The organism is Bradyrhizobium sp. F1.4.3 (genome assembly GCF_040548375.1).
Classification (GTDB): Bacteria; Pseudomonadota; Alphaproteobacteria; order Rhizobiales; family Xanthobacteraceae; genus Bradyrhizobium.
The window spans coordinates 252595-272075 of sequence record NZ_JBEPRN010000001.1; the positions used below are offsets into that span (position 1 = coordinate 252595).

18 protein-coding genes and 1 tRNA gene are annotated in these 19481 nt (G+C 61.7%); 7 read left to right on the forward strand and 12 right to left on the reverse strand.

From position 1 onward, the window contains the following. Positions 1–201: 201 nt before the first annotated feature. Both ABIB73_RS01325 and ABIB73_RS01330 read left to right on the forward strand, forming a co-directional pair. Positions 202–447 carry a helix-turn-helix domain-containing protein gene (locus ABIB73_RS01325; RefSeq protein WP_354220670.1) on the forward strand — a complete coding sequence of 82 codons (246 nt, stop codon included), beginning with the start codon at positions 202–204 and terminating at the stop codon, positions 445–447. Between the two features lie 63 nt (positions 448–510). Further along, positions 511–1050: a hypothetical protein gene (locus ABIB73_RS01330; RefSeq protein ID WP_354220672.1), complete on the forward strand. Its 540-nt coding sequence runs from the start codon at positions 511–513 to the stop codon at positions 1048–1050. A gap of 515 nt (positions 1051–1565) precedes the next feature. On the opposite strand, the gene ABIB73_RS01335 is transcribed toward ABIB73_RS01330, so the two are convergent. The 3 genes from ABIB73_RS01335 to ABIB73_RS01345 all read right to left on the reverse strand — a co-directional run bounded on the left by ABIB73_RS01335 (position 1566) and on the right by ABIB73_RS01345 (position 4286). After that, complete coding sequence (locus ABIB73_RS01335; protein ID WP_354220674.1) at positions 1566–1721, reverse strand: hypothetical protein; 156 nt, start codon at positions 1719–1721, stop codon at positions 1566–1568. Between the two features lie 1113 nt (positions 1722–2834). After that, positions 2835–3308, reverse strand: coding sequence for a hypothetical protein (locus ABIB73_RS01340; protein ID WP_354220676.1), 474 nt, complete (start codon positions 3306–3308; stop codon positions 2835–2837). A 726-nt stretch (positions 3309–4034) separates the two neighbouring features. Further along, positions 4035–4286, reverse strand: coding sequence for a helix-turn-helix domain-containing protein (locus ABIB73_RS01345; RefSeq protein WP_354220678.1), 252 nt, complete (start codon positions 4284–4286; stop codon positions 4035–4037). 1235 nt (positions 4287–5521) lie between these two features. Here ABIB73_RS01345 and ABIB73_RS01350 point away from each other — a divergent pair. Continuing rightward, the gene (locus ABIB73_RS01350) at positions 5522–6907 is read left to right on the forward strand and encodes a hypothetical protein (RefSeq protein WP_354220680.1); all 1386 of its coding nucleotides are present in this window, start codon (positions 5522–5524) and stop codon (positions 6905–6907) included. Between the two features lie 13 nt (positions 6908–6920). Further along, on the forward strand, positions 6921–7265 hold the full coding sequence (locus tag ABIB73_RS01355; protein WP_354220682.1) for a hypothetical protein: 345 nt from the start codon (positions 6921–6923) through the stop codon (positions 7263–7265). A gap of 31 nt (positions 7266–7296) precedes the next feature. Here the strand turns inward: ABIB73_RS01355 and ABIB73_RS01360 are convergent, their stop codons facing one another. From ABIB73_RS01360 to pncA, 7 genes are all read right to left on the reverse strand, one after another. Continuing rightward, entirely contained in the window at positions 7297–8526 is a 1230-nt protein-coding gene (locus ABIB73_RS01360; protein ID WP_354220683.1) for a tyrosine-type recombinase/integrase, read from the reverse strand. A gap of 162 nt (positions 8527–8688) precedes the next feature. Then, positions 8689–8778 (reverse strand) — tRNA-Ser (locus ABIB73_RS01365). Between the two features lie 320 nt (positions 8779–9098). Then, positions 9099–9422, reverse strand: coding sequence for a hypothetical protein (locus ABIB73_RS01370; RefSeq protein ID WP_354222509.1), 324 nt, complete (start codon positions 9420–9422; stop codon positions 9099–9101). A 247-nt stretch (positions 9423–9669) separates the two neighbouring features. Further along, a complete protein-coding gene (ilvD, locus tag ABIB73_RS01375; RefSeq protein WP_354220685.1) occupies positions 9670–11520 on the reverse strand; it encodes a dihydroxy-acid dehydratase in 1851 nt (616 codons plus the stop codon). 645 nt (positions 11521–12165) lie between these two features. Continuing rightward, positions 12166–14199: an NAD(+) synthase gene (locus ABIB73_RS01380; RefSeq protein ID WP_354220687.1), complete on the reverse strand. Its 2034-nt coding sequence runs from the start codon at positions 14197–14199 to the stop codon at positions 12166–12168. 153 nt (positions 14200–14352) lie between these two features. Then, positions 14353–15468, reverse strand: a complete 1116-nt coding sequence (locus ABIB73_RS01385; protein WP_354220689.1) for an alpha/beta fold hydrolase — start codon at positions 15466–15468, stop codon at positions 14353–14355. 16 nt (positions 15469–15484) lie between these two features. Next, positions 15485–16123 carry a bifunctional nicotinamidase/pyrazinamidase gene (pncA, locus tag ABIB73_RS01390; RefSeq protein ID WP_354220691.1) on the reverse strand — a complete coding sequence of 213 codons (639 nt, stop codon included), beginning with the start codon at positions 16121–16123 and terminating at the stop codon, positions 15485–15487. Positions 16124–16383: 260 nt separating this feature from the next. Here pncA and glk point away from each other — a divergent pair, with 260 nt between their 5' ends. The 3 genes from glk (at position 16384) to ABIB73_RS01405 (ending at position 18021) form a co-directional block, all read left to right on the forward strand. Next, positions 16384–17352, forward strand: coding sequence for a glucokinase (gene glk / locus ABIB73_RS01395; protein ID WP_354222511.1), 969 nt, complete (start codon positions 16384–16386; stop codon positions 17350–17352). A gap of 146 nt (positions 17353–17498) precedes the next feature. Then, a complete protein-coding gene (locus tag ABIB73_RS01400) occupies positions 17499–17705 on the forward strand; it encodes a hypothetical protein (RefSeq protein ID WP_354220693.1) in 207 nt (68 codons plus the stop codon). Positions 17706–17865: 160 nt separating this feature from the next. Then, positions 17866–18021 carry a hypothetical protein gene (locus ABIB73_RS01405; protein WP_354220695.1) on the forward strand — a complete coding sequence of 52 codons (156 nt, stop codon included), beginning with the start codon at positions 17866–17868 and terminating at the stop codon, positions 18019–18021. 100 nt (positions 18022–18121) lie between these two features. Here the strand turns inward: ABIB73_RS01405 and ABIB73_RS01410 are convergent, their stop codons facing one another. Further along, positions 18122–18499: a response regulator gene (locus tag ABIB73_RS01410; protein WP_354220697.1), complete on the reverse strand. Its 378-nt coding sequence runs from the start codon at positions 18497–18499 to the stop codon at positions 18122–18124. Between the two features lie 111 nt (positions 18500–18610). Then, positions 18611–19417: a Spy/CpxP family protein refolding chaperone gene (locus ABIB73_RS01415; RefSeq protein ID WP_354220699.1), complete on the reverse strand. Its 807-nt coding sequence runs from the start codon at positions 19415–19417 to the stop codon at positions 18611–18613. Positions 19418–19481: the final 64 nt, after the last annotated feature.

Consider the following 19481-nt stretch of genomic DNA (forward strand, 5'->3'; position numbering starts at 1 on the left):
CCGTCTCAAAATGGCGCGCTCGACGGTTTCGGCCGGCTTCGTGACTGTCCTAGTACGGCGGCATCAGAAGTCGATTGGCTAGTTAGTCAAACACAAGGAGCAAGCGACCCAGCGTCGGCAGTTCTGTTTTGCGATCCGATGGCCCCGTTGCGTGTACTATAATGCGTCGCAATCTATTGCACGGTCTGCCGCATTGTGTCCATGGCAGAGGACGTGCGACAGCTAGTTGGAGATAACGTTAGGCGACTTCGCACTGCCGCAGGGCTGTCACAGGCAGAATTGGCTAATCGGCTTGGCGTCGATCGCTCTTATGTAAGCGGACTTGAGCTGGGGACTCGCAACGCGACTATCGTGACGCTCTGGCATGTCTCGCAAGCGCTAGGCGTGAGTTTTCAGGAAATTTTCGCCGAAGAGTCGAGGAGGACTCGAAAATCAAAGGGAAGCTGACTACCTGCAAGAGGGGCGTGAGCCTGAAGAAACCAGGAAGCAGCACCGAGCTGAACCGCCCCGATGGGCATCGGCCACTGTGCTGGCGGGATTTTGGTGGTCAGAAAATTCGAGCCCGAGTATTACATCCAACTCTGCGCGCGCAGGTACGCTCAGATTACGGAGAATATTGCGGCAAGCTCGTCAGCCGACCAGATCGCCGAAATGAAAGGTAAGCTCACGGTCATCAAAGAAGGGGCACTCGAAGAGGCTGAAGCTGAGCGACAAGGGAAAATACGGAAGCTCCCAGGCTTTCTGCGGCTCATGATCGAGCGGCGAGGCGCACCGGAGGGGCCGTTGGCAAGGTCGGATGTACTTGGCCTGATCGATTTCTTTGCCGTGCCTCCAACAGGCACGCTAGGCTTGCTATCAAGCTCGCAGATGGAGCACCTTGCCGATCAATGCGAGGGATGGGCGTGCACACCAAAACTGCACGAATATGAAGCGGCGCGCCTGAACGGCATGGCAATAGGGCTGCGCCGGCTCGGAGAGTACCTAGGGCCGCTTCACCAGCCGCATGAGCCTCCTGAGTCACTTCATGGGCTTTTGGCAGGAAAAGCCTGACCGAGTAGCTATGATTCTGGCAGTCGCTCTGAGAGCTGCTGAGGCTGTGAGTTGCTCCTGGGACGGGCTTGCCGCGTCCCGGCCCCCATCGGCCCCTGCACCCAGTCGGTCCGAACGCCGGCCCTGCGCCTGATCAGGTTCGCCGTGTTACCGATCCGCTCATGGCTGGCATTTCGCATCTCCTGTCTCACAGCTTCGAAGTACAGTATCGGCATTGCGGCAACTGTCTCATGAGACAGGGGTGAGTCACCGCGGCGACTCGGCGCCTTGGCGATAGGGCGCCATTACGGGATCCATCGAGCACGGCATAGGCCAGCTCGGCAGGCTCTTGGCCACACATTCGGGGCCAGCCAGTGGGGCGTCTCGTTGTCGTAGCCCTCGTTGGCGAACCATTCGAGGCGCTGGATCATAACGTTGCGGTCCATGTCGTCTCCTATGCCGCTGGCATGCCCGTGGCATTGCCCCGGCATTGCCGTTTGCATCAGATGTTGCCGCGATCCCAAGGCTCGGGTGTCTCATAGGTGGCCTGTCTCATCTCGATCAAGAGCTGAGACAGGTCTCGCGCCCTTGCCGAAGCCGATCCATTGCCCCGCCGACATGCCGGCGCAGAACACCAGCACGAGGCCGAAGCCGCTCCAGATCCAGACCAGGACGAGCCACAGCCGCCTCACTGCGCGGCCCCCTCGGCTAACGGTGCCGGGCGGTTGAGTTTCGCCCGGATCGCGTGGCGGCCTGCTCTGGAGCGCGGCGCCGGCCTCACGCGCCAGCGCTTAGAGGGTGTCACACATCAGCCCGACGTAGATGGGCTCGCCGAGCCGCTCCTGCGCCTTCACCACGTCGATCGACAAGGCGAGTGCGCTTATCGTGAGGCACTCGGCTATCGCCGCCCGTGCCGGTCTCCAGCAGCCGGACAAGCTCGCCAGAACCCTCCCGGGCCGCCACAGCGCCGCCGGACGCAGGCCCGTCGCCCTCAGCCTGGGCCGCGATCAGCCTAGCCGCGCGCTGGCTCCTTCCTGGCTTGCATGTCTCACCTCCTGTCTCACAGGCGTGAACTGCCGTAAGTTACGGAAATCAGAGCTAGATCGCGCATCGGCATTGCGCCGGCTGTCCCGTGAGACAGGGTGAGTCAGCGCGGTGACTCACGGCGCGCGATCGCGGATTTTGAACGTTGAGCGACCTCGAACGAGCTTGGAGGCGAGCGTCTTGCCCGGCAATGCAGACGCATGCCATGGCATTTCGACGCACAGCTCCGAGCAAGCTTATCGGTCTCTTCGCCTTCAGGCTGCCTCTAAATTCAGGACATAGCTCCTCCTCCGTCGTCCTCCCCTCCCCGTCACCAGGGAAAAGACACGGTCTCGGACCACGATTTCCACTCGCTTTATCCGGGCATCGCGTGACGTGCGATCAGTCGGTCCTCCGAATGGGGGTCGGACCCATTCGACAGGGGGATAAGAGTTGCCTCGGTATATCGCGCGCCGATCGTGATACTGCGCGCAGGGCCGGAGAACCTGACATGCGGCTTCGTAGTCCGTTCCGCCAGGGTGAGAGCCCGCGAGATTGCCGGTGTAGCCGGCTCTAGCTCGGAATTGAGCGCCCAAGCGCGCTGCGGTCATTCATCGGCGGGAGAGAGCTGTGCTCTTTTTCCCCGGCGACGAGATCATGGCCGATCTCGACTCGTCGCTATTCTCGCGACGGCCGGCCGAAGTACCTCGATTGCGGCGGGAGCCACCGAAAATGCAGACCCGCAATCGCGGAGCCCACGGCGACCGAACGCGGCGGTTCGGTCAGCGCGTAAGCGCCGTCTCTTGGATATCCTTCTCCCCGTCCTCGGCAGAAGTGCGAACGAGAGCAAGTTGAACGCGATCAGGTGAGACCGGCGATTGAGCAGCCGTGACACTCGTGACGGCATCGTTCTTGTCACGGCTGGTGTCACGGACCTTGCGCAGCTTCTCGCGGTGACGGCGCTGTCGTTCCGCTGCCGTGACGTCCTTCTTGCGGACGGTCGCGCCGGAGCTCTCGCTGGACTTGGCGACCAGCATGTACGGTAGGCCGACCTCCTCGATGATCGCGCGAACGATCGCTTCCGCGTGCTCAGGGCGAAAGATTACGAGGGGATCTTCATCATCTTTCCAAGCGTGGGGTTCTTTTTGCCGTAGCACGATATTGCCGTATCCATTCGTGTATACGGCAGTTTCGTTCTGCTCCGGCTGAAACGGCACAACGAGGCATCCATCATCCCAATCGAATTTCTCGCTCACGGACGCCCCCATATGCCTGGGGCGCTTGAACGGAGCTCCTCGTTCGGGTATGCAGAATCAGCAGCTGCCCAAGTACCAAAGAAAGCCGGCGCCTCCCGATTTGCCCTCGGGGGGCGCTTTCTTTTGTCCGGCGGGTCCGGTTCAGGAATGGCTACGCCGGACTCCTGTTTGTTCGGACGGCAACGTGTAGCCGCCGACCAGCCGTCCTTACCTTCCACGGTAAGCCGTTTGGGGGCCGGAGTTGAAACACGTTGAGTTTCAATGAAGTGGGCTTGGCCCAAACTCCGGCCTAAGTGCTTCGAATTGCCCAAACTCCTCCCTTCGCTAGGGAGCGCCAACTGGTTTGTCACGGCGTCGTTTTTCCTTTCATCTTTAGCGATTTCGCGCAGCTCGCCGAATCGCCGTTCGGGTTGGCTTGTTCGCTCCGCATTCATTTCGCCTCACCACGGCACCCTTCCCCGGTTGCGGACGGATTCGCGGCGTACCGTTCGGCTTCAACCAGCGCCTTGTGGCGACTCAATCATGCTGAACAGTTCGTGGGCAGGCCAACCACGCTTCTTGCGGAGACAAGACGCCCTCCGGTTAGAGCAGCAAGCGCCGCAGCTCGCGGGTTGCGGCGCATGGAGCTGAGAAGCCGTAGGCGGTAGATGCCCTCTCTCATTCAGCGACAGCCCAGCGGACGTGCTTGCGCGGGCCGGCGCCGGCGCCCTCTCCGGTCCTCGCGCGCTAAGCGCTGCCGTCGCGGCGCCGGGCTTCTTCTTGCAAACGGCGTTGGATGTAGGTCTCGACGCTGCGCCACAGAATCTTGCGCGAGCGGCCCTGGCGGTAGCTAGCGAGCTCGCCTCCTTTGATCAGCTGGTAGAGTGTAGCTCGGCCAATCTTCAAGGCTTCCAGGCACTCATTGACGCTTGCGACGGGCCCCCGCCCGTCGGAGCAGGTAAAATCGGTAACATTCTCGAAAGCCGCACAGTTTTTCATTTATCGCCTACTTTTTTCGATCAGCGTTTGAAGGGGACGGCGCAGCGGGAGTGCTTCCTGTTCTCGACATCACCACGCCGGTTGCTGCCGCCACCGGACCGAGCTCTATTCTTTGGAGTCAAGAAACTCGCCGTTAACGAGAATTGCTTCAAATGCGAGCCTTGCGCGAACTAAAACGGCTGCACGATTGATTGCTGCGGCCGTGCACTCAATTTTTTAAGCGCCCGATCGGCGCGAAGCGATGACACAGAACCGCCCCGCCTTTTCCGACACGGAGCAACTCGGCTTCTTCTACTGGGATGCGCGATCCTCAATGTACTCTGCCCTCGCTCGGGCGAGAGTGATTCCACGAGCGCTTCTACGGGCTCTTCTGGCAAGCCCACATGCGCTGGTTTATTGGGAGACGCATTCTAAGGGTGTCGATCTAACCGACCTGCAATTTTCAATAGGCCCTGATAAAGGAGAGCAGATCCGGCCCGAAACAACAGACGCTCTGCCCGTAACAGTCGAGGAAGCCGTATCGTTCTGGCTTGTTAGAGAGGCTCAACGTACGAAGACTGCCAAGGGCGCGGCTGTAAGGCACGGCAAAGCAGTCTCGAAGGCACTATTGTCGTGGATTGCATTTGACCTATTGCAAGCTCACAAGCAATCACCGCCTGGTCCATGGCTAACAAAGCTCATTTTCGTACTGCTAGATCTGACTCCGCCGTCACAGAAAGACATTGCCCGCTATGTTGCCCGCGAGCAGGCAGCCAGGCTGATAGCAACCAACAAACTTATTCGTTCAGCATCAGTGGCTGCTCAAGTCAAAGTAGATCCGTCGAATGTAAGCCGTTGGCGCAAAAGCAAACAATTTCAAGGTCTCGTAAGGCATTATAATGAGGTTTTGAACCGGCCGAGAACCCGCCCAACTCGCCTAGTGGAAAAGAAGCCACGCAAGTAAGGGTCCAGCCGAGCTAAGCACTCGGGCTTCTTGACGGATACTCCCTCCTCTATACTTCCTTGATTGTGCTGTTCTCTTTGGCGCTTGGCTTAGTTGCTACGGTTCAAAGCCACGGATTTCTGGCTATAAGACCGCGTGAGACGCACCTTCACCTCGACGATGTGCCCGCTGTCTCGCCAACGTGCTTTGCGTTCTTCGCCAGCTTTCATCCAAAATCGCAAAACTGAGAGTTGTACGACGGTCGAGAGGGTTGTAGGCTTTTGCTTTCGGCATCGAGGCGGGAGAACTACGATTGCCAAAAATAGAGAGAAGGCTGCTTGGTCATTTTCTTGAGGTCTTAGGTCTGGGCGATTTTTTCAATTTTCACTCTCTGGCGTTCTACAAGCATCTCCTTCGTTTAGACGTAATGCCTCTATCCCGATCGCCGGAAGCACGCCAGGCTTTCGAAGCGGCTGCCGAGCGGCGACGGAAGATTAACAACTTTCTTGAGAGATCAAGCGCTGCCGACGTTGATACGCAGCCCCTCGGATTTTTGCCTCGCAGCGAATTTATCGAGACCCAGGCGCCATCAGAGATTACTGGCTCAGAATTTGAGAGTTTAGGCGAAGCTCATGGTCAAAGGGCGCGCCTAAATTGGCAAATCAATAACGTCGCCCTTCTTCTCGCGGACCGTGTCGTGGATTACGTTGTCCAGCTGAGGAGGAGCAAAGGAGTCAAAGGTATCGCTGCGATAAGGCTTGATTGTGCGCGGGATCAACAATTCAATAATTCCGCCGCCCCTTATCTATCGCCTTTTGACACCGCCCTACGAAGATTTGGCTGGATGGAGGATTTCGGGCGGCACACTTTACCATCGTATTACCAGTCTTCGCTCGCATGTCCTCCCGATATGTTCTTCCCTTGGCGGGTCGTCATTGAAACTACGGATCCGCAGGGGCTCAGGCAGTTTTTCGAAGATGATATTCTGCGATGGCTAGCAATCGGCGTTGACCTGGCTCCAGCTCGCAACCCGCCTCAGCGGACTTCGAGCGGGCAGCTGCTGGACGGCATCATCGGCGGAATTTTTGTCGATGAGCGCCACGCTCAGGCTTACGGTCTAACGTGTGCTCATGCTGTTAGCCCCTCCTGTTCCCTTGTCGCCCACATCGGTTGGAGAGGCGGCGGAGCGCCCGATACTGAAGTCAACGAGCCCGACGCGGCGCTTCTATACTTATATGCTCCGCCGGGCGTTCCATGGTCGGCGCTCAATGCGCGTTCTATGCGCTCAAATGGCGTCATGGCATCCGATGGACCCGAAGCGTCTGCACGAACGCGCCCGACAACGCAACTTTCCCCGAGCGCCAGGACGATGCGCCACGGCGTAATTTTTAGTCCGCTTCTTGGCTACAACGCGGATAGGAAGCTCTTTCGAGTGCCGTCACTTGATATCAAGCCGTACACGTACCCAAGCTTTCGGCACTTCCTTCGGGCCCCTTTTCGAACGACGTTCTCGCAGCCAGGAGACTCCGGTAGCTGGGTTATGCCCGTTGACAGTGACGGCAGCTGGTACGGGATGGTCTGCGCAAATGAACGGAAATTCCGGTCGAGCTACGCGATCGACTCGCAATTTTTGAAATATTACTTCGCTGGCGCACTTGGCGCGGCGCCGAATGATTTGACCATGAAAGCGTTCGATTAAATGGGAGAGCGAGATGAGTGAACCATCTTGGTATTCAGTAGCTCAAGCGTCAAGCGTGGCCGGATGCACCTTCGGTGTTACCTGCATACAATCCATGATCAGGCGACTCGGCTTAGACAGTATATGGGTGCCCTTCATCCTCGCCGTCATTTTCGTATCGGCATTTGTTGCCGACTGGACGCAGATCCGCTGGTTAGGAACGTGGGTCGTAGTAATCGTGAATGTCGCGGTGGTCTTTCTGGGCGCGGTTGGCGCGAATGAATCTGCTGCGAATATCAAAAATCCTCAGAAGGGCACCGGTCAATTGAACAGAGCTGGCCCGAAGGTATGGATTCGTTCTTATTTCCGACATGTGTGACCGGCGACGAAACATCGCAAGGGGAAGTCTGCTATCCGACCCGGCGGCCATCTAATTGGATCACGTCGGCGCCAGTGAGGAAAGAAGCCCAGTCCTTCATCAGCGCCCGTCGCTTTTCCAGCTTCTGACCTCGCTGGTAAGCCGCCGTAGTCTCGCTCTTATACTTATGAGCTAGCGCGGCCTCCCTTACGCCGTCCGAATAGTCGGTGCATTCCTCAGCCCAAGTAGCGAAGGTTGACCGGAAGCCATGCACCGTCACGTGTCCGTAGCCGAGACGATCAAGTACTGCGAGCATTGCGTTTTCAGAGAATGCTTCGCCATCGGGATTGGTGAAGATCGCTTCGCCCTGGCGGCCATCGCGCATCTCGTCAAGCACTGCCAACGCGGGGTCGGTCAAAGGAACGTAGTGGTCCTGATCCATCTTCATTCGCTCGCCAGGAATTCTCCAGGTCGAGCCCGGCCGATCGATCTCAGACCAATGCCCTTCGACGGCCTCGTTGGTGCGGCAAGCTGTGAAGATTAAGAAGCGCAGCATGGCGGCAGCTGTTCCGGGCGCATCGGCAAGAAGCTTTATGAATGCCGGCGCGTCGGCATAGGGCAAGGCCGGATGATGTCGAACGACCCGTTTGGGGCGCTTTGGTAGCTTCTCGCGCAACTGCCTTGTAAGCTCGGCCGGATTACGGAAGTCGAGATCGTCGATGTCGACGTTCTTCGCAATAATCGTTTCAATCCGGCCGCGGACACGGTTCGCAGTCTCCCGTTTCTCGATCCAGATCGGCTTCAGTAGGTCGTGGATGTGGCTCGGCTTGATCTCCGGGATCGACAGCTTGCCGATGGTGGGATAGGCGTAGCGCTCAAGGGAGGACGGCCACTGATTGCGGTGCTTCTCGCTCCAGGTTGACCAGTTCGCCCGGATGTAGGCTTCCGCGCATTCTGCAAACGTCGACAACGCCACCTTGGCCTCGACGGCTTTCACTTGTTCGCGTGCTTTGCGCCTTTCCAGCACAATGTCAACGCCGACGGTACTGCGGTCGCCTTTCACGCGCAGCCGGGCCGAATCCCGGGCAAGGCGTGCGTCCTTTAAAGATACATCCTTTAAGGAGCCGAGACCGTGCCACCGCTCCTTACCGTCTTTCCAATATCTGTACGACCAGCTCTTCGACGTCGGTCCGGTGATGATCAAGTAGAGCCCATCGCCGTCGGCGTATTTGCCGGACTTGGTTTGGCGCTCTACGTCGAGTGGTTTGAGCCTTCCAGCCATTGTTCCTCCAAGAAAAACCGTCCTCCGAACCCACGGGCTAAAGCTACGGTCAGTGACCCAATTAGGGAGAACATCGGCGAACTGCGAAGTACAGCTGTTTGCCGCAAGTCACTGATTTTATTGTGGAGTTCGAACGACCACGAACAGTGGAGAACAATATACTGGCGGAAGGGGTGGGATTCGAACCCACGGTACCCTTGCGGGCACGCCGGTTTTCAAGACCGGTGCCTTAAACCACTCGGCCACCCTTCCAGGCTCGGAATGGCTGTCGCTTAACGTAGTCGGCAGCGCAAGGCAAGAAGTTGGGGCTTTCGCTTGGGTCTGAACCTTACCGAGCACAGCCTGTCAGCCGAGTGTCAGCCTGATCCTCTAGCTTGGGCAACAATTCGGCCGCTTCATCAACAGCCGAATCCTCCGCAATCCCAGACACTGGCGACATCTCCCAGGACGTCGCCGGTTGCGAGGCCCGGTTGGAGTCGCCTCCATTTCCGGGCCTCGTTTGGGCTCGCCGCAAAAGAAAACGCGGCGCCCCGTGAGGAGCACCGCGCAGAGTTTTCCTAGTTGCGCTGTTCTTAGTAGCCGCAGTTGCCGCAGCGCGGGGCGACCGGCGCGTAATAGGAGTAGCCCGGCGAGACCATCTCGACGCGCTGGCGCGTGGCGTATTGCGGCGGAATGCGCACGTACTGGACACTCGGCGGCGCCACCATCACGGTCTGTGGGACCATCACGGTGCGATACTGCGCCGGCGAACGATGCGCAACCGTGGCGCCGGGCGAAACCATCACGGTCTCATCGACGGTGCGGTATTGCGGCTGCACGTATTGCTGCTGGTAGCAGGTCGTGCACGGCGGCGGCGCGTAGCAATTGTAGCAGCCGGCAGAAGCCACGCCCGTCATCGAAATCGCGGCGACGGCCGTGGAGAAAACGACAGCAAGAGTACGAGACATTGTGGTGGCGCCCCAGTTGCCCGAAATGGATTTTGATCCGAAGGTCGCCGCAGTATACGCCGCAACATCTTGAGCTGCCGAAGTTCGTTGGGGCATCCTTAATGCTTAATGCGAAGGGCCGGCTTTCGCCGGCCATTCAGAGCTTATTGACCATGCGCGACCGCAATGTTCGCGATCACGCAAGCGCAAGACGCTCTTACTTCGAGCGCCGCTTCACTTCGCGCACCGCGCCGCGCGCGGCGCTGGTGGTGAGCGCTGCATAGGCCTGGAGCGCGGTGGAGACGTTGCGCTTGCGGTTGGTCGCCTGCCAGGCAGCGTCGCCCTTCGCCTCTTCCGCGGCGCGGCGTTTGGCGAACTCCTCATCGGAGACTTCAAGGCTGATGCTGCGGTTCGGAATGTCGATGGCGATACGGTCGCCGGTCCGGACGAGACCGATGTTGCCGCCTTCGGCCGCTTCGGGCGACAGATGGCCGATCGACAGGCCGGACGAGCCGCCGGAAAAGCGTCCGTCGGTGACGAGCGCACAGGCCTTACCGAGGCCCATCGATTTCAGGTAGCTCGTCGGATAGAGCATCTCCTGCATGCCCGGTCCGCCGCGCGGGCCTTCATAGATGATGACCACGATCTCGCCGGCAACGACCTTGCCGCCCAAAATGCCTTCGACAGCCGCGTCCTGGCTCTCGAACACGCGCGCGGGGCCTGCGAATTTCAGGATCGAAGCGTCGACGCCGGCGGTCTTCACGATGCAACCGTCCTGCGCGAGGTTGCCGTAAAGCACGGCAAGCCCACCGTCCTTGCTGAAGGCGTGCTCGAGGTTGCGGACCACGCCCTTCTCGCGATCGGTATCGAGATCATCGTAGCGCCGCTCCTGGCTGAACGCCACCTGCGTCGGGATGCCGCCGGGCGAGGCACGGAAAAAGGTACGGACCGCTTCGCTCTTGGAGCGTTTGACGTCCCAGCGCTCCAGCGCGTCGTTCATGGTCGGCGCATGCACGGTCGAGACCGAGGTATCGATGAGGCCGGCGCGATCGAGCTCGCCCAGAATGCCCATGATGCCGCCGGCGCGATGCACGTCCTCGACATGCACGTCGGCGACTGACGGCGCGACCTTGCAAAGGACAGGCACGCGGCGCGACAGGCGATCGATGTCGCGCATGGTGAACTCGACCTGCCCTTCATGGGCGGCGGCAAGCAGATGCAGCACGGTGTTGGTCGAGCCGCCCATCGCGATATCCAGCGTCATCGCATTCTCGAACGCCTTGAAGTTCGCGACGTTGCGCGGCAGCACCGAGGCGTCCTCCTGCTCGTAATACCGGCGGACGAGATCGACGATGGTGTGACCGGCCTCGACGAACAGGCGCTTGCGGTCGGCATGGGTTGCGACCACGGTGCCGTTGCCGGGCAGCGCGAGGCCGAGTGCCTCGGTCAGGCAGTTCATCGAATTCGCCGTGAACATGCCCGAGCAGGAGCCGCAGGTCGGGCACGCCGAGCGCTCGATCACCTTGACGTCCTCGTCGCTGACCTTGGAGTCGGCCGCGGCGACCATCGCGTCGATCAGGTCGACCGCCTTGGTCTTGCCCTGGAGCTTGACCTTGCCGGCTTCCATCGGCCCGCCCGAGACGAACACCGCGGGGATGTTGAGCCGCAGCGCGGCCATCAGCATGCCGGGCGTGATTTTGTCGCAGTTGGAGATGCAGACGAGGCCATCGGCGCAATGAGCGTTGGCCATGTACTCGACGCTGTCGGCGATCAGCTCGCGCGACGGCAGGCTGTAGAGCATGCCGTCATGGCCCATGGCGATGCCGTCGTCGACCGCGATGGTGTTGAACTCTTTCGCCACACCGCCGGCCTGCTCGATCTCGCGCGCCACGAGCTGGCCGAGGTCCTTGAGGTGGACGTGGCCGGGCACGAACTGGGTGAAGGAGTTAACGACCGCGATGATCGGCTTGCCGAAGTCCGCATCCTTCATGCCCGTCGCGCGCCAGAGGCCGCGGGCGCCCGCCATGTTGCGGCCGTGGGTGGTGGTGCGGGAGCGATAGGCTGGCATGGCGGTTTCCGTCCTCGGGTTTGGTGGCCGGGCGGCGAAATATCGAAGCCACCTCAGGCCTTTCCGGCCGGATAGCGCACGGGATGGGCCGGCGCAACGGGAACTTGACCCTGACAGGGCCGGATCGGGCTATCGCAGGCCTCCCCTGCTCCCGGCGCGGGCTATTGCGCTGCAAGCCCCTCATGGTGGGAAGCGCGAAGGGCGTCTCGAACCATGAGGCCCGACCTGTGGCCCGCGGCGATCGTCGCCGACGGACGGTGTCATCCTGCGCGGTGAGTTGGTGTGCCCGGTGTCGAGGGAGAAGCGGACCCTGGCGCTTTCCTGCGCCTTGGCCATACGCATGCGGTCGCGCGGATCCTTATCCTCGATAGCATTCGAGTCCGTAGTGATCCGGAATGGAATCCTATTCCGATGTCGCGTACATCGCGGACATCGATCGGCGGCCTTCCAAGGGCATCACCTTCTGATCGCGCTACATGGGGTTGGGGGACCACATGGGGCGGGGGGATCAAAGGCTGGGGCAAGGTTACGAGGTCCGGACTCCTAGGCACTCCGGACCTCGTGCTTTCTAAGATTGAACGTGATTTCGCGCCGCCGGCCATATGGGCCGCGCGGCGCGAAGTCGTTCGGGCCGACCCTTTTCGATCAGTTCGGCACGTTCCGATCGAGATCCTCAAGCCAGGCCGCCGCGCTCGAATCCGAAGGCGCACGCCAGTCGCCGCGCGGCGACAATGAGCCGCCGGCCGACACCTTCGGCCCGTTCGGCATCGCCGAGCGCTTGAACTGGCTGAAAGCGAAGAAGCGGCGCAGAAACACCTCCAACCAGCGGCGGATCTCGGGAAGATCATAGGCCTTGCGCCGATCGTTCGGAAACGCCGGCGGCCATGCGCCCTCGGCGACGTCCTTCCACGCCTGCAACGCCATGAAGGCGATCTTGGATGGCCGCATGCCGAACCGCAGCGTGTAGAACAGGTTGAAATCCTGGAGCTCGTACGGCCCGATCGAGGCCTCCGTGCTCTGCGGCTTCTCGCCGGGCTTGACCGGAACCAACTCGGGCGAGATTTCAGCCGACAGGATCGACGCAAGCGTCTTGTTGACGTCGTCGCTGAACTGTTTTGACGCGATCACCCAGCGGATCAGATGCTGGATCAGCGTCTTCGGCACCCCGGCATTGACATTATAGTGCGCCATCTGGTCGCCGACGCCATAGGTGCACCAGCCGAGCGCGAGCTCGGAGAGATCGCCGGTGCCAATGACGATGCCGCCGTGATGGTTGGCGAGCCGGAACAGATAATCCGTGCGCAGCCCGGCCTGGACGTTCTCGAAGGTGATGTCGTAGACCTTCTCGCCCTTGCCGAAGGGATGGCCGATGTCCTTCAGCATTTGCGTCGCGGTGGTCCGGATATCGAGCTCCTGCCAATTCGTCTGCAACGCCTTCATCAAAGCGAGCGCATTGGTCTTGCTCTCGCTGCCGGTGGCAAAGCCCGGCATGGTGTAGGCGAGGATGTTTTCACGCGGCAGGCCGAGGAGGTCGACGGCCTTGGCAGCGACGATCAGCGCATGGGTGGAATCGAGCCCGCCTGACACACCGATGACGACACGCTTGGTGCCGGTGGCGCGCATGCGCTGCACGAGGCCCGCGACCTGGATGTTGTAGGCTTCGTAGCAATCCTGCTCGAGCAGGCTCTCGTCGCTCGGCACGAACGGAAAGCGCTCGATCCTGCGCAGGAAACCGATGTCGGCGGCTGGCGCCTCCAGCGCGAACGTCACCTTGCGGAAGAACGCCTCGCGCTGCCTGCGATTGTCGTCGAACGTGCCCATCAGCGCGCGTTCCTGCCGGAGCAGGTCGAGATCGACGTCGGCGAGCGTGATCTGGCCATCCTGCCGGAACCGCTCGCCCTCGGCCAGCAGCACGCCATTCTCGTAGATCGAGGTCTGACCGTCCCAGGCCAGATCGGTGGTCGATTCCCCGGCCCCGGCGGCGGAATAGACGTAGGCCGCAAGGCAGCGCGCCGACGTCGATTGGCACAGCAGTGCCCGCCCGCGCGCCCGGCCGATCGTGATCGGACTGCCCGAGAGGTTGATCAGCACGCTCGCGCCGGCAAGCGCGAGCTCGGAGGCCGGCGTCACCGGGATCCACATGTCCTCGCAGATCTCGACGCCGATGGTGAGGCCGGGGACGTCCTCCGCCGCAAACAGGAGATCGACGCCAAACGGCGCACGAAGCTTGCCGATCGCAATGGTCTCACCGACGATGCCGGCGCCCGAGGCGAAATGGCGTCCCTCGTAGAATTCGCGATAGGTCGGCAGGTAAGTCTTGGGCACGACGCCGAGAACGCTGCCGCGGTGAATGACGACGGCGCAATTGTAGATGCGGGCCCCAAAGCGCAGCGGCGCGCCGACGATCAGCACGGTCATCAGCCCCGACGAGGCCTCGACGATCGCGGCGAGCCCCCGCTCGACCGCATCGAGCAGTGGATCCTGCTTCACGAGGTCTTCGATCGCATAGCCGGACAGGCACAGCTCGGGAAACACGGCGACCGCGACCGATTGCTCGTGGCAGTCCTTCGCCGCCGCCAGGACGGACTTTGCGTTGGCCGTGGGATCGGCCACATGCGAGGCGGTGACGCAGGCCGCCACGCGCGCAAATCCGTGGGCGTAGATCGAGTGAAAACTCATCGAGCGCAGTACCTTTAATCTCGTCGCGACCGGCCGCCGTCGCCCGGCTGCGATCTCAAACCATATTTAGCCCATCGACATGATCGGGTGCAGGCTATTCGACGTCATGCATAACGGATTTGCACCTTCGCCTGCCCTCCCGCCTTGGCGGCGTCAGGCGCTGCGCGCCAGCACGCCGGAGAGGTCGTCGTGCAGCCACTCGGCGATCCGGGGCCAGGCATGCGCATGGGTTCGCGCCCCCATGAACAGGCCCAGATGGTTGCAGGGCTCGGAGGCCGCCGCGACGAAGGCCGGCGGCGTCCCGAGGAGACCCGCGGTGGCGAGCGCCTGCGCAGCCGGCACAACGTCATCGTCAAGCCCGGCCAGCAGGAAGACCGGGGCCTTAATGTCTTTCGGGTCGATCGCGCGGCCGAGCGCCGTGAAATTGCCGGTTGCGATCCGGTTCTCCCGAAAAATCCAGTTGACGATCTGAAGATAGTACGTGCCGGGCAGATTGAGCGTTTCCGTGTTCCAGTGGTCGAAGCGCGCGAGCAAGGCCGCGCCCGCCTCATCCGCGAGGTCCCTCTGCAAAGCCGCCGCGATGTCGTCGTGGCTTGGCGCTTTCGACCAGACCCGCAGCATCTCCTCGCCGCTGACATTGCCGCCGCCGCGTGCGACGAGTTGGTCGTAGACAGCTACGGGCGTGTTGCGGGCGAGCCGAGACAGCGCGGAGTCGATCGAGAGGTCGACCGGCGCGCCAACCAGAACCAGCCGCCGCACCTTGGCCGGAAAACGCGCCGCATAGAGCAGCGACAGCCATCCGCCCTGGCACAGGCCGACGAGATCGACCGGCGCGCCGATCTCGTCGATGGCGACGTTGAGATCGCCAAGATAGCCGTCGATCGAGAGATAGCGCATGTCCGGCGAGGCCGAACGCCAGTCGGTGAGATAGACCCGGTCGATGCCGCCATTTTGCAGCGACTGCACCACGCTGTGGCCGGGAGCGAAGTCGGCGATCAGGGCCCGGTGCAGCGCATAGGGTGCGCAGACCAGGGCCGGCTGGCCGGACCGCGTCCGCGTGCAATCGCGCAGGCGCATGGTGGCAAGCTCGAGCGCAATGGTATTAGGCGTGGTCCACGGCAGGCTGCTGTCACCCTGCTCTGTCTGTCCGCGCTCCAGCCACCAGAAACAGGCGTCCATGGCCAGCCGGGCTGCCGCAAACGGCCACAGCAACGGATCATCCGGGACATGCCCCGATCCACCTGGCTGCCTGCCGGTCTTCTCCGCCACAATTACCTCGCGATCCTCACAGGAACGCCTCCAGGCCGACGACCGAAATGCCGCGCTCCCTGAAACTCCGGTGTGTCGCGGCCACCGAGCCGTCGAGGTCGATGCCGCGGCAGGCGTCCTCGATGACGGCGACCTCGAACCCCGCCTTGCGGGCATCCTCCGCCGAGAAGCGGACGCAGAAATCGAGCGCAAGGCCGGCGACGAAGACGGTCTTAAGCTCGCGCTCGCGCAAATATCCAAGCAGGCCGGTCGGCGTCCTGTGGTCGTTCTCGAACAGCGCGGAATAGGAATCGATGCCGCGGCGAAAGCCCTTGCGCACCACGAGGCCTGCCCGGGTGAGCCCGAGATCCCGGTGGAATTCGGCGCCGGCCGTGCCCTGCACGCAGTGCGTAGGCCAGAGCACCTGGGTGCCGTAATCGAGCTCGATGGTCTGGAACGGCCGCTTATCCCGATGGTTCGAAGCGAAGGAGACGTGATCGTCCGGATGCCAGTCCTGGGTCAGCACCACATTGGCGAATTTTTGGGCGACGCGGTTGATGGCGGGCACGACTTTCTCGCCGCCGGGAACGGCAAGCGCCCCGCCGGTGCAGAAATCGTTCTGCACGTCGATCACCAGCAGCACGTCGCGGTCGGAGATCTTCATCGCGGGTCCCATTCCATCCGCCCGGCGCGACAGGCACCGAACGCTCCCACCAATGTCGATCTTCCCGCGCTGCTTCGCAACCACCGACATCGTGCGACGATGTCGCGCCAATGTCCCGTCAGTCGTCCACAGCATGCAACGCTTTGGCTTCGTCCGTGTTGACTAGCTGCACCCAAGGGCGGATTCTCGGATGTCCGCAACATGCGGATCGGGTCGAAGGAGTGGAGGAAAAGGGTTCCCGCAGCCGGCAAGGCCGCGGCAGCCAAATGATCATGAGTATCGGCAAGACAGGAACGATTCTTCTCGCCGATATCGGCGGCACCAATGCGCGCTTCGCGCTGAGCGAGAGCGACCAGATCGGACCAATCGACTATGTGAAGGTCGCCGACCACCCGACAGTCCGGGAAGCCATCACCGACGTACTCCGGCGGGCCGGCGGCGAGAAGCCTGTGAGAGCCGTCCTGGCCGTCGCGGGTCCCGTCACCAACAACCGCTGCGTCATGACCAACAGCCCGTGGGTCATCGACGGCAACGAGCTCCAGCCGGCGCTCGGCTTCGACAGCGTCCATGTGCTCAATGATTTCGAAGTGGTGGCCTGGTCCCTGCCCGCCTTGCAGCCGACTGATCTGATCCCGCTTGGCGGACAGGACGGCATGTCCGGGGAGCCGTTGCTGGTGATCGGGCCCGGAACGGGCTTTGGGGTCTCCTGCCTTGTCGAGCGCCATGGCGCCCGGCTGGCCGTCGTCACCGAGGCCGGTCACGCGACCCTGCCGGCGGAGAACGAGCGAGAGGAACGTGTGATCGCGTGCCTGCGCCGCCGCTTCGGACACGTCTCGATCGAACGCGGCGCGCTGTCCGGATCCGGCCTGCAATGTCTCTACGAGGCGCTGGCCGAGGTCGACGGCGTGCAGGCGCCGCAGCGCGATGCCGCCGGCGTCACCAAGGCGGCGCTTGATGGCAGTTGTGAGCCCAGCCGCGCGACACTGGAGATGTTTTGCGCCATCCTCGGCTCCGTCGCCGGCAATCTGGCCGTGACCTTCGGTGCGCGTGGCGGCGTCTACATCGCCGGCGGGATCGTTCCACGCTTTCCGGAGTTCGTCGCAGCCTCCCCGTTCCGGGCCCGCTTCGAAGCCAAGGGCCGCTTCCAGGACTACCTCCGCAACATCCCGACGAACCTCGTCATCAAGCCCGATGCGAGCTTCGTCGGCCTGAAGATGTTCGCCGACCACAATCCGGATTGAGGTCCGCATCCGCCCTCGCGCCTTTCCGGGCCAGTAATTCACAGCTGATTGCATCGAGCGCGCGGTTCCGCGCAGGATCGTGCTTGCTCCCTTGTTTGCGATGGGAAACAATTCGAACGTATGTGGCGTAGTTGCGGGGGCGTGACATGCGTAAGCAGGATTTGGGCTTCGACTATCATCGCTATCACCGCCTGCTGACCGAGGCGGACGATGAAAACAAGCGGCAGGCGCTGATCGAGCTCTTGATCGAGGAAAAAGCCAGGGACCGGCTGGCTGCGCAGCGCGCCTCGGACCGTGCCGCTATGACGGCCCATACCATCGCCAAGGTGCTGATGAAGACCGGCCGCAACTAAGGCTTGAAGCAACTAAGGCTTGCCATACCTGCTGCTGCTCGCGTCGACGCGCAAGCGATTGCGATTCCGTTAAGGATCTCTCGCAACCCTGTATCAAACTTTTTGCTCTAAGAGTTCCCTTCACCTGATGCAATTCAGGATCAACAAGGGGGGAATGAACATGAGCATGATTTCGCTCGCCGCGATGCCGGCCGCTGTCGAGACGCATTCAAGCGACTATTCTTTCAAGGCCGTCATCGTGTTCTGCTGCCTGGGGCTTTTGGCCTCGTTCAGTCTGATGGCGCACGGCGTCGACCTCAGCGCCGGCCTGATGTAAGCCGACCCGGACGTTGGAATGCAACGGCCGCCCATTTGGCCGCCGTTTTTCGTTGCGCTATGACAGAATTCTTGACCTAACGACTTTCTTGATCGCGCGATCAAAGCGGAACCTTGGCAGTTGCCTCCGGAAACAGCGAGTCGATCATCGCCTTGAGGTCGGTTATGGCGATCGGCTTGCGCAGGATCGGCCTGCGCCGGAGCAAGGACGGCAGCAATTCCGGCCCGTAGCCCGTGGCGAACAGAAACGGCTTTCCCCGGCGTTCGATCAGGTCGGCGACGGGATCGACGTAGACGCCCATCAGATTGATGTCGAGGATCGCGAAATCGTAGTGCGCGGTCATCGCAAAGGCGCTGGCGTCCCGCACGTTATCGGCTTCCGCGACGACGTGGTGGCCAAGCTCTGCCACCATGTCAGCCATCATCATCCGGATCAACGCCTCGTCTTCGACCAGGAAAACGGAGAGTCCGTCCGCCATATCAACCCCGCAGCCATCGTACGGAGCTAATCATACACGAAGCTGCGGGAGGATTCACGAATTCGTGGCGAATAAAGTTCGTCGAACGCGCGCAATCCAATTCAAGTTGGATCAATCCAGTCCGCGCTCGTGGCTCAGGTGCACCATTTCCTGGATGAAGACTTGCTTCTGCTTGTCGTCGAGGCTCGAATAGAGCGGCTCGGCCGCGTCGGCGACGTTGCGCTGATCGGCGGCGCGGTCGATCAGGAACTGCGCCTCGTTGCGCATCTGCTCGATGATATCATCGGGCGGATCCCGCTTGGCACGTTCAATCCGCAGGTTGAGGCGCTCCGCGCCGTTATGCCCCAGGTAGTGCATGGAGCTGGAGAAGCCGAACCAGTGCTTCTCCTGATCGGGCGTGAGGTTGAGCTCGGTCTTGATCCGCTCGATATAGGAATCACTGTTGGCGACGATCTGGTCGGCGGTCAGTTGCGGCGCTCCGTTCTGGGTCAGGACCGTGACATCCTTGTTGTCCTCGGGCGCGTTCTTGGCTTCCTTGCTCGCCTTGGCGCCTTTGCCGGCCTTAGCGGTCTCCCTGGCGCTCTTGGCATCCTTGTCCTTGGCGCCGGCCTGCTGCTTCGTGTCCTGCTGCTGCTTCGCGTCCTTGCTTGCATCCTTGGCAGCCGGCGCCTGACCATTGTTGTTGTTCCCGACGCCGAGCACGCCCGTGAAGACTCCGACCACGCCGCCGATGGCGCCGCCCAGGACGCCGCCGACGGGACCCGCCGCCTTGTTGCCGGCCGCGGCCCCGTCCTGAACGCCCTTGACCAAACCTTGTGCATTCGCAACCGCGGCTGCGCCGAGCAGCAACGTGAGCACGGACCCGAGCGCGAACCATTGTCGCAGGTGAAGCCGCTTAGGCGGCGCCGGGGTGATCATTCTGGTCTCCATGTCGATCTGCTTACCCTCTCAGAACGGCAGGCCTCCTGCCGGTTGCAACTCT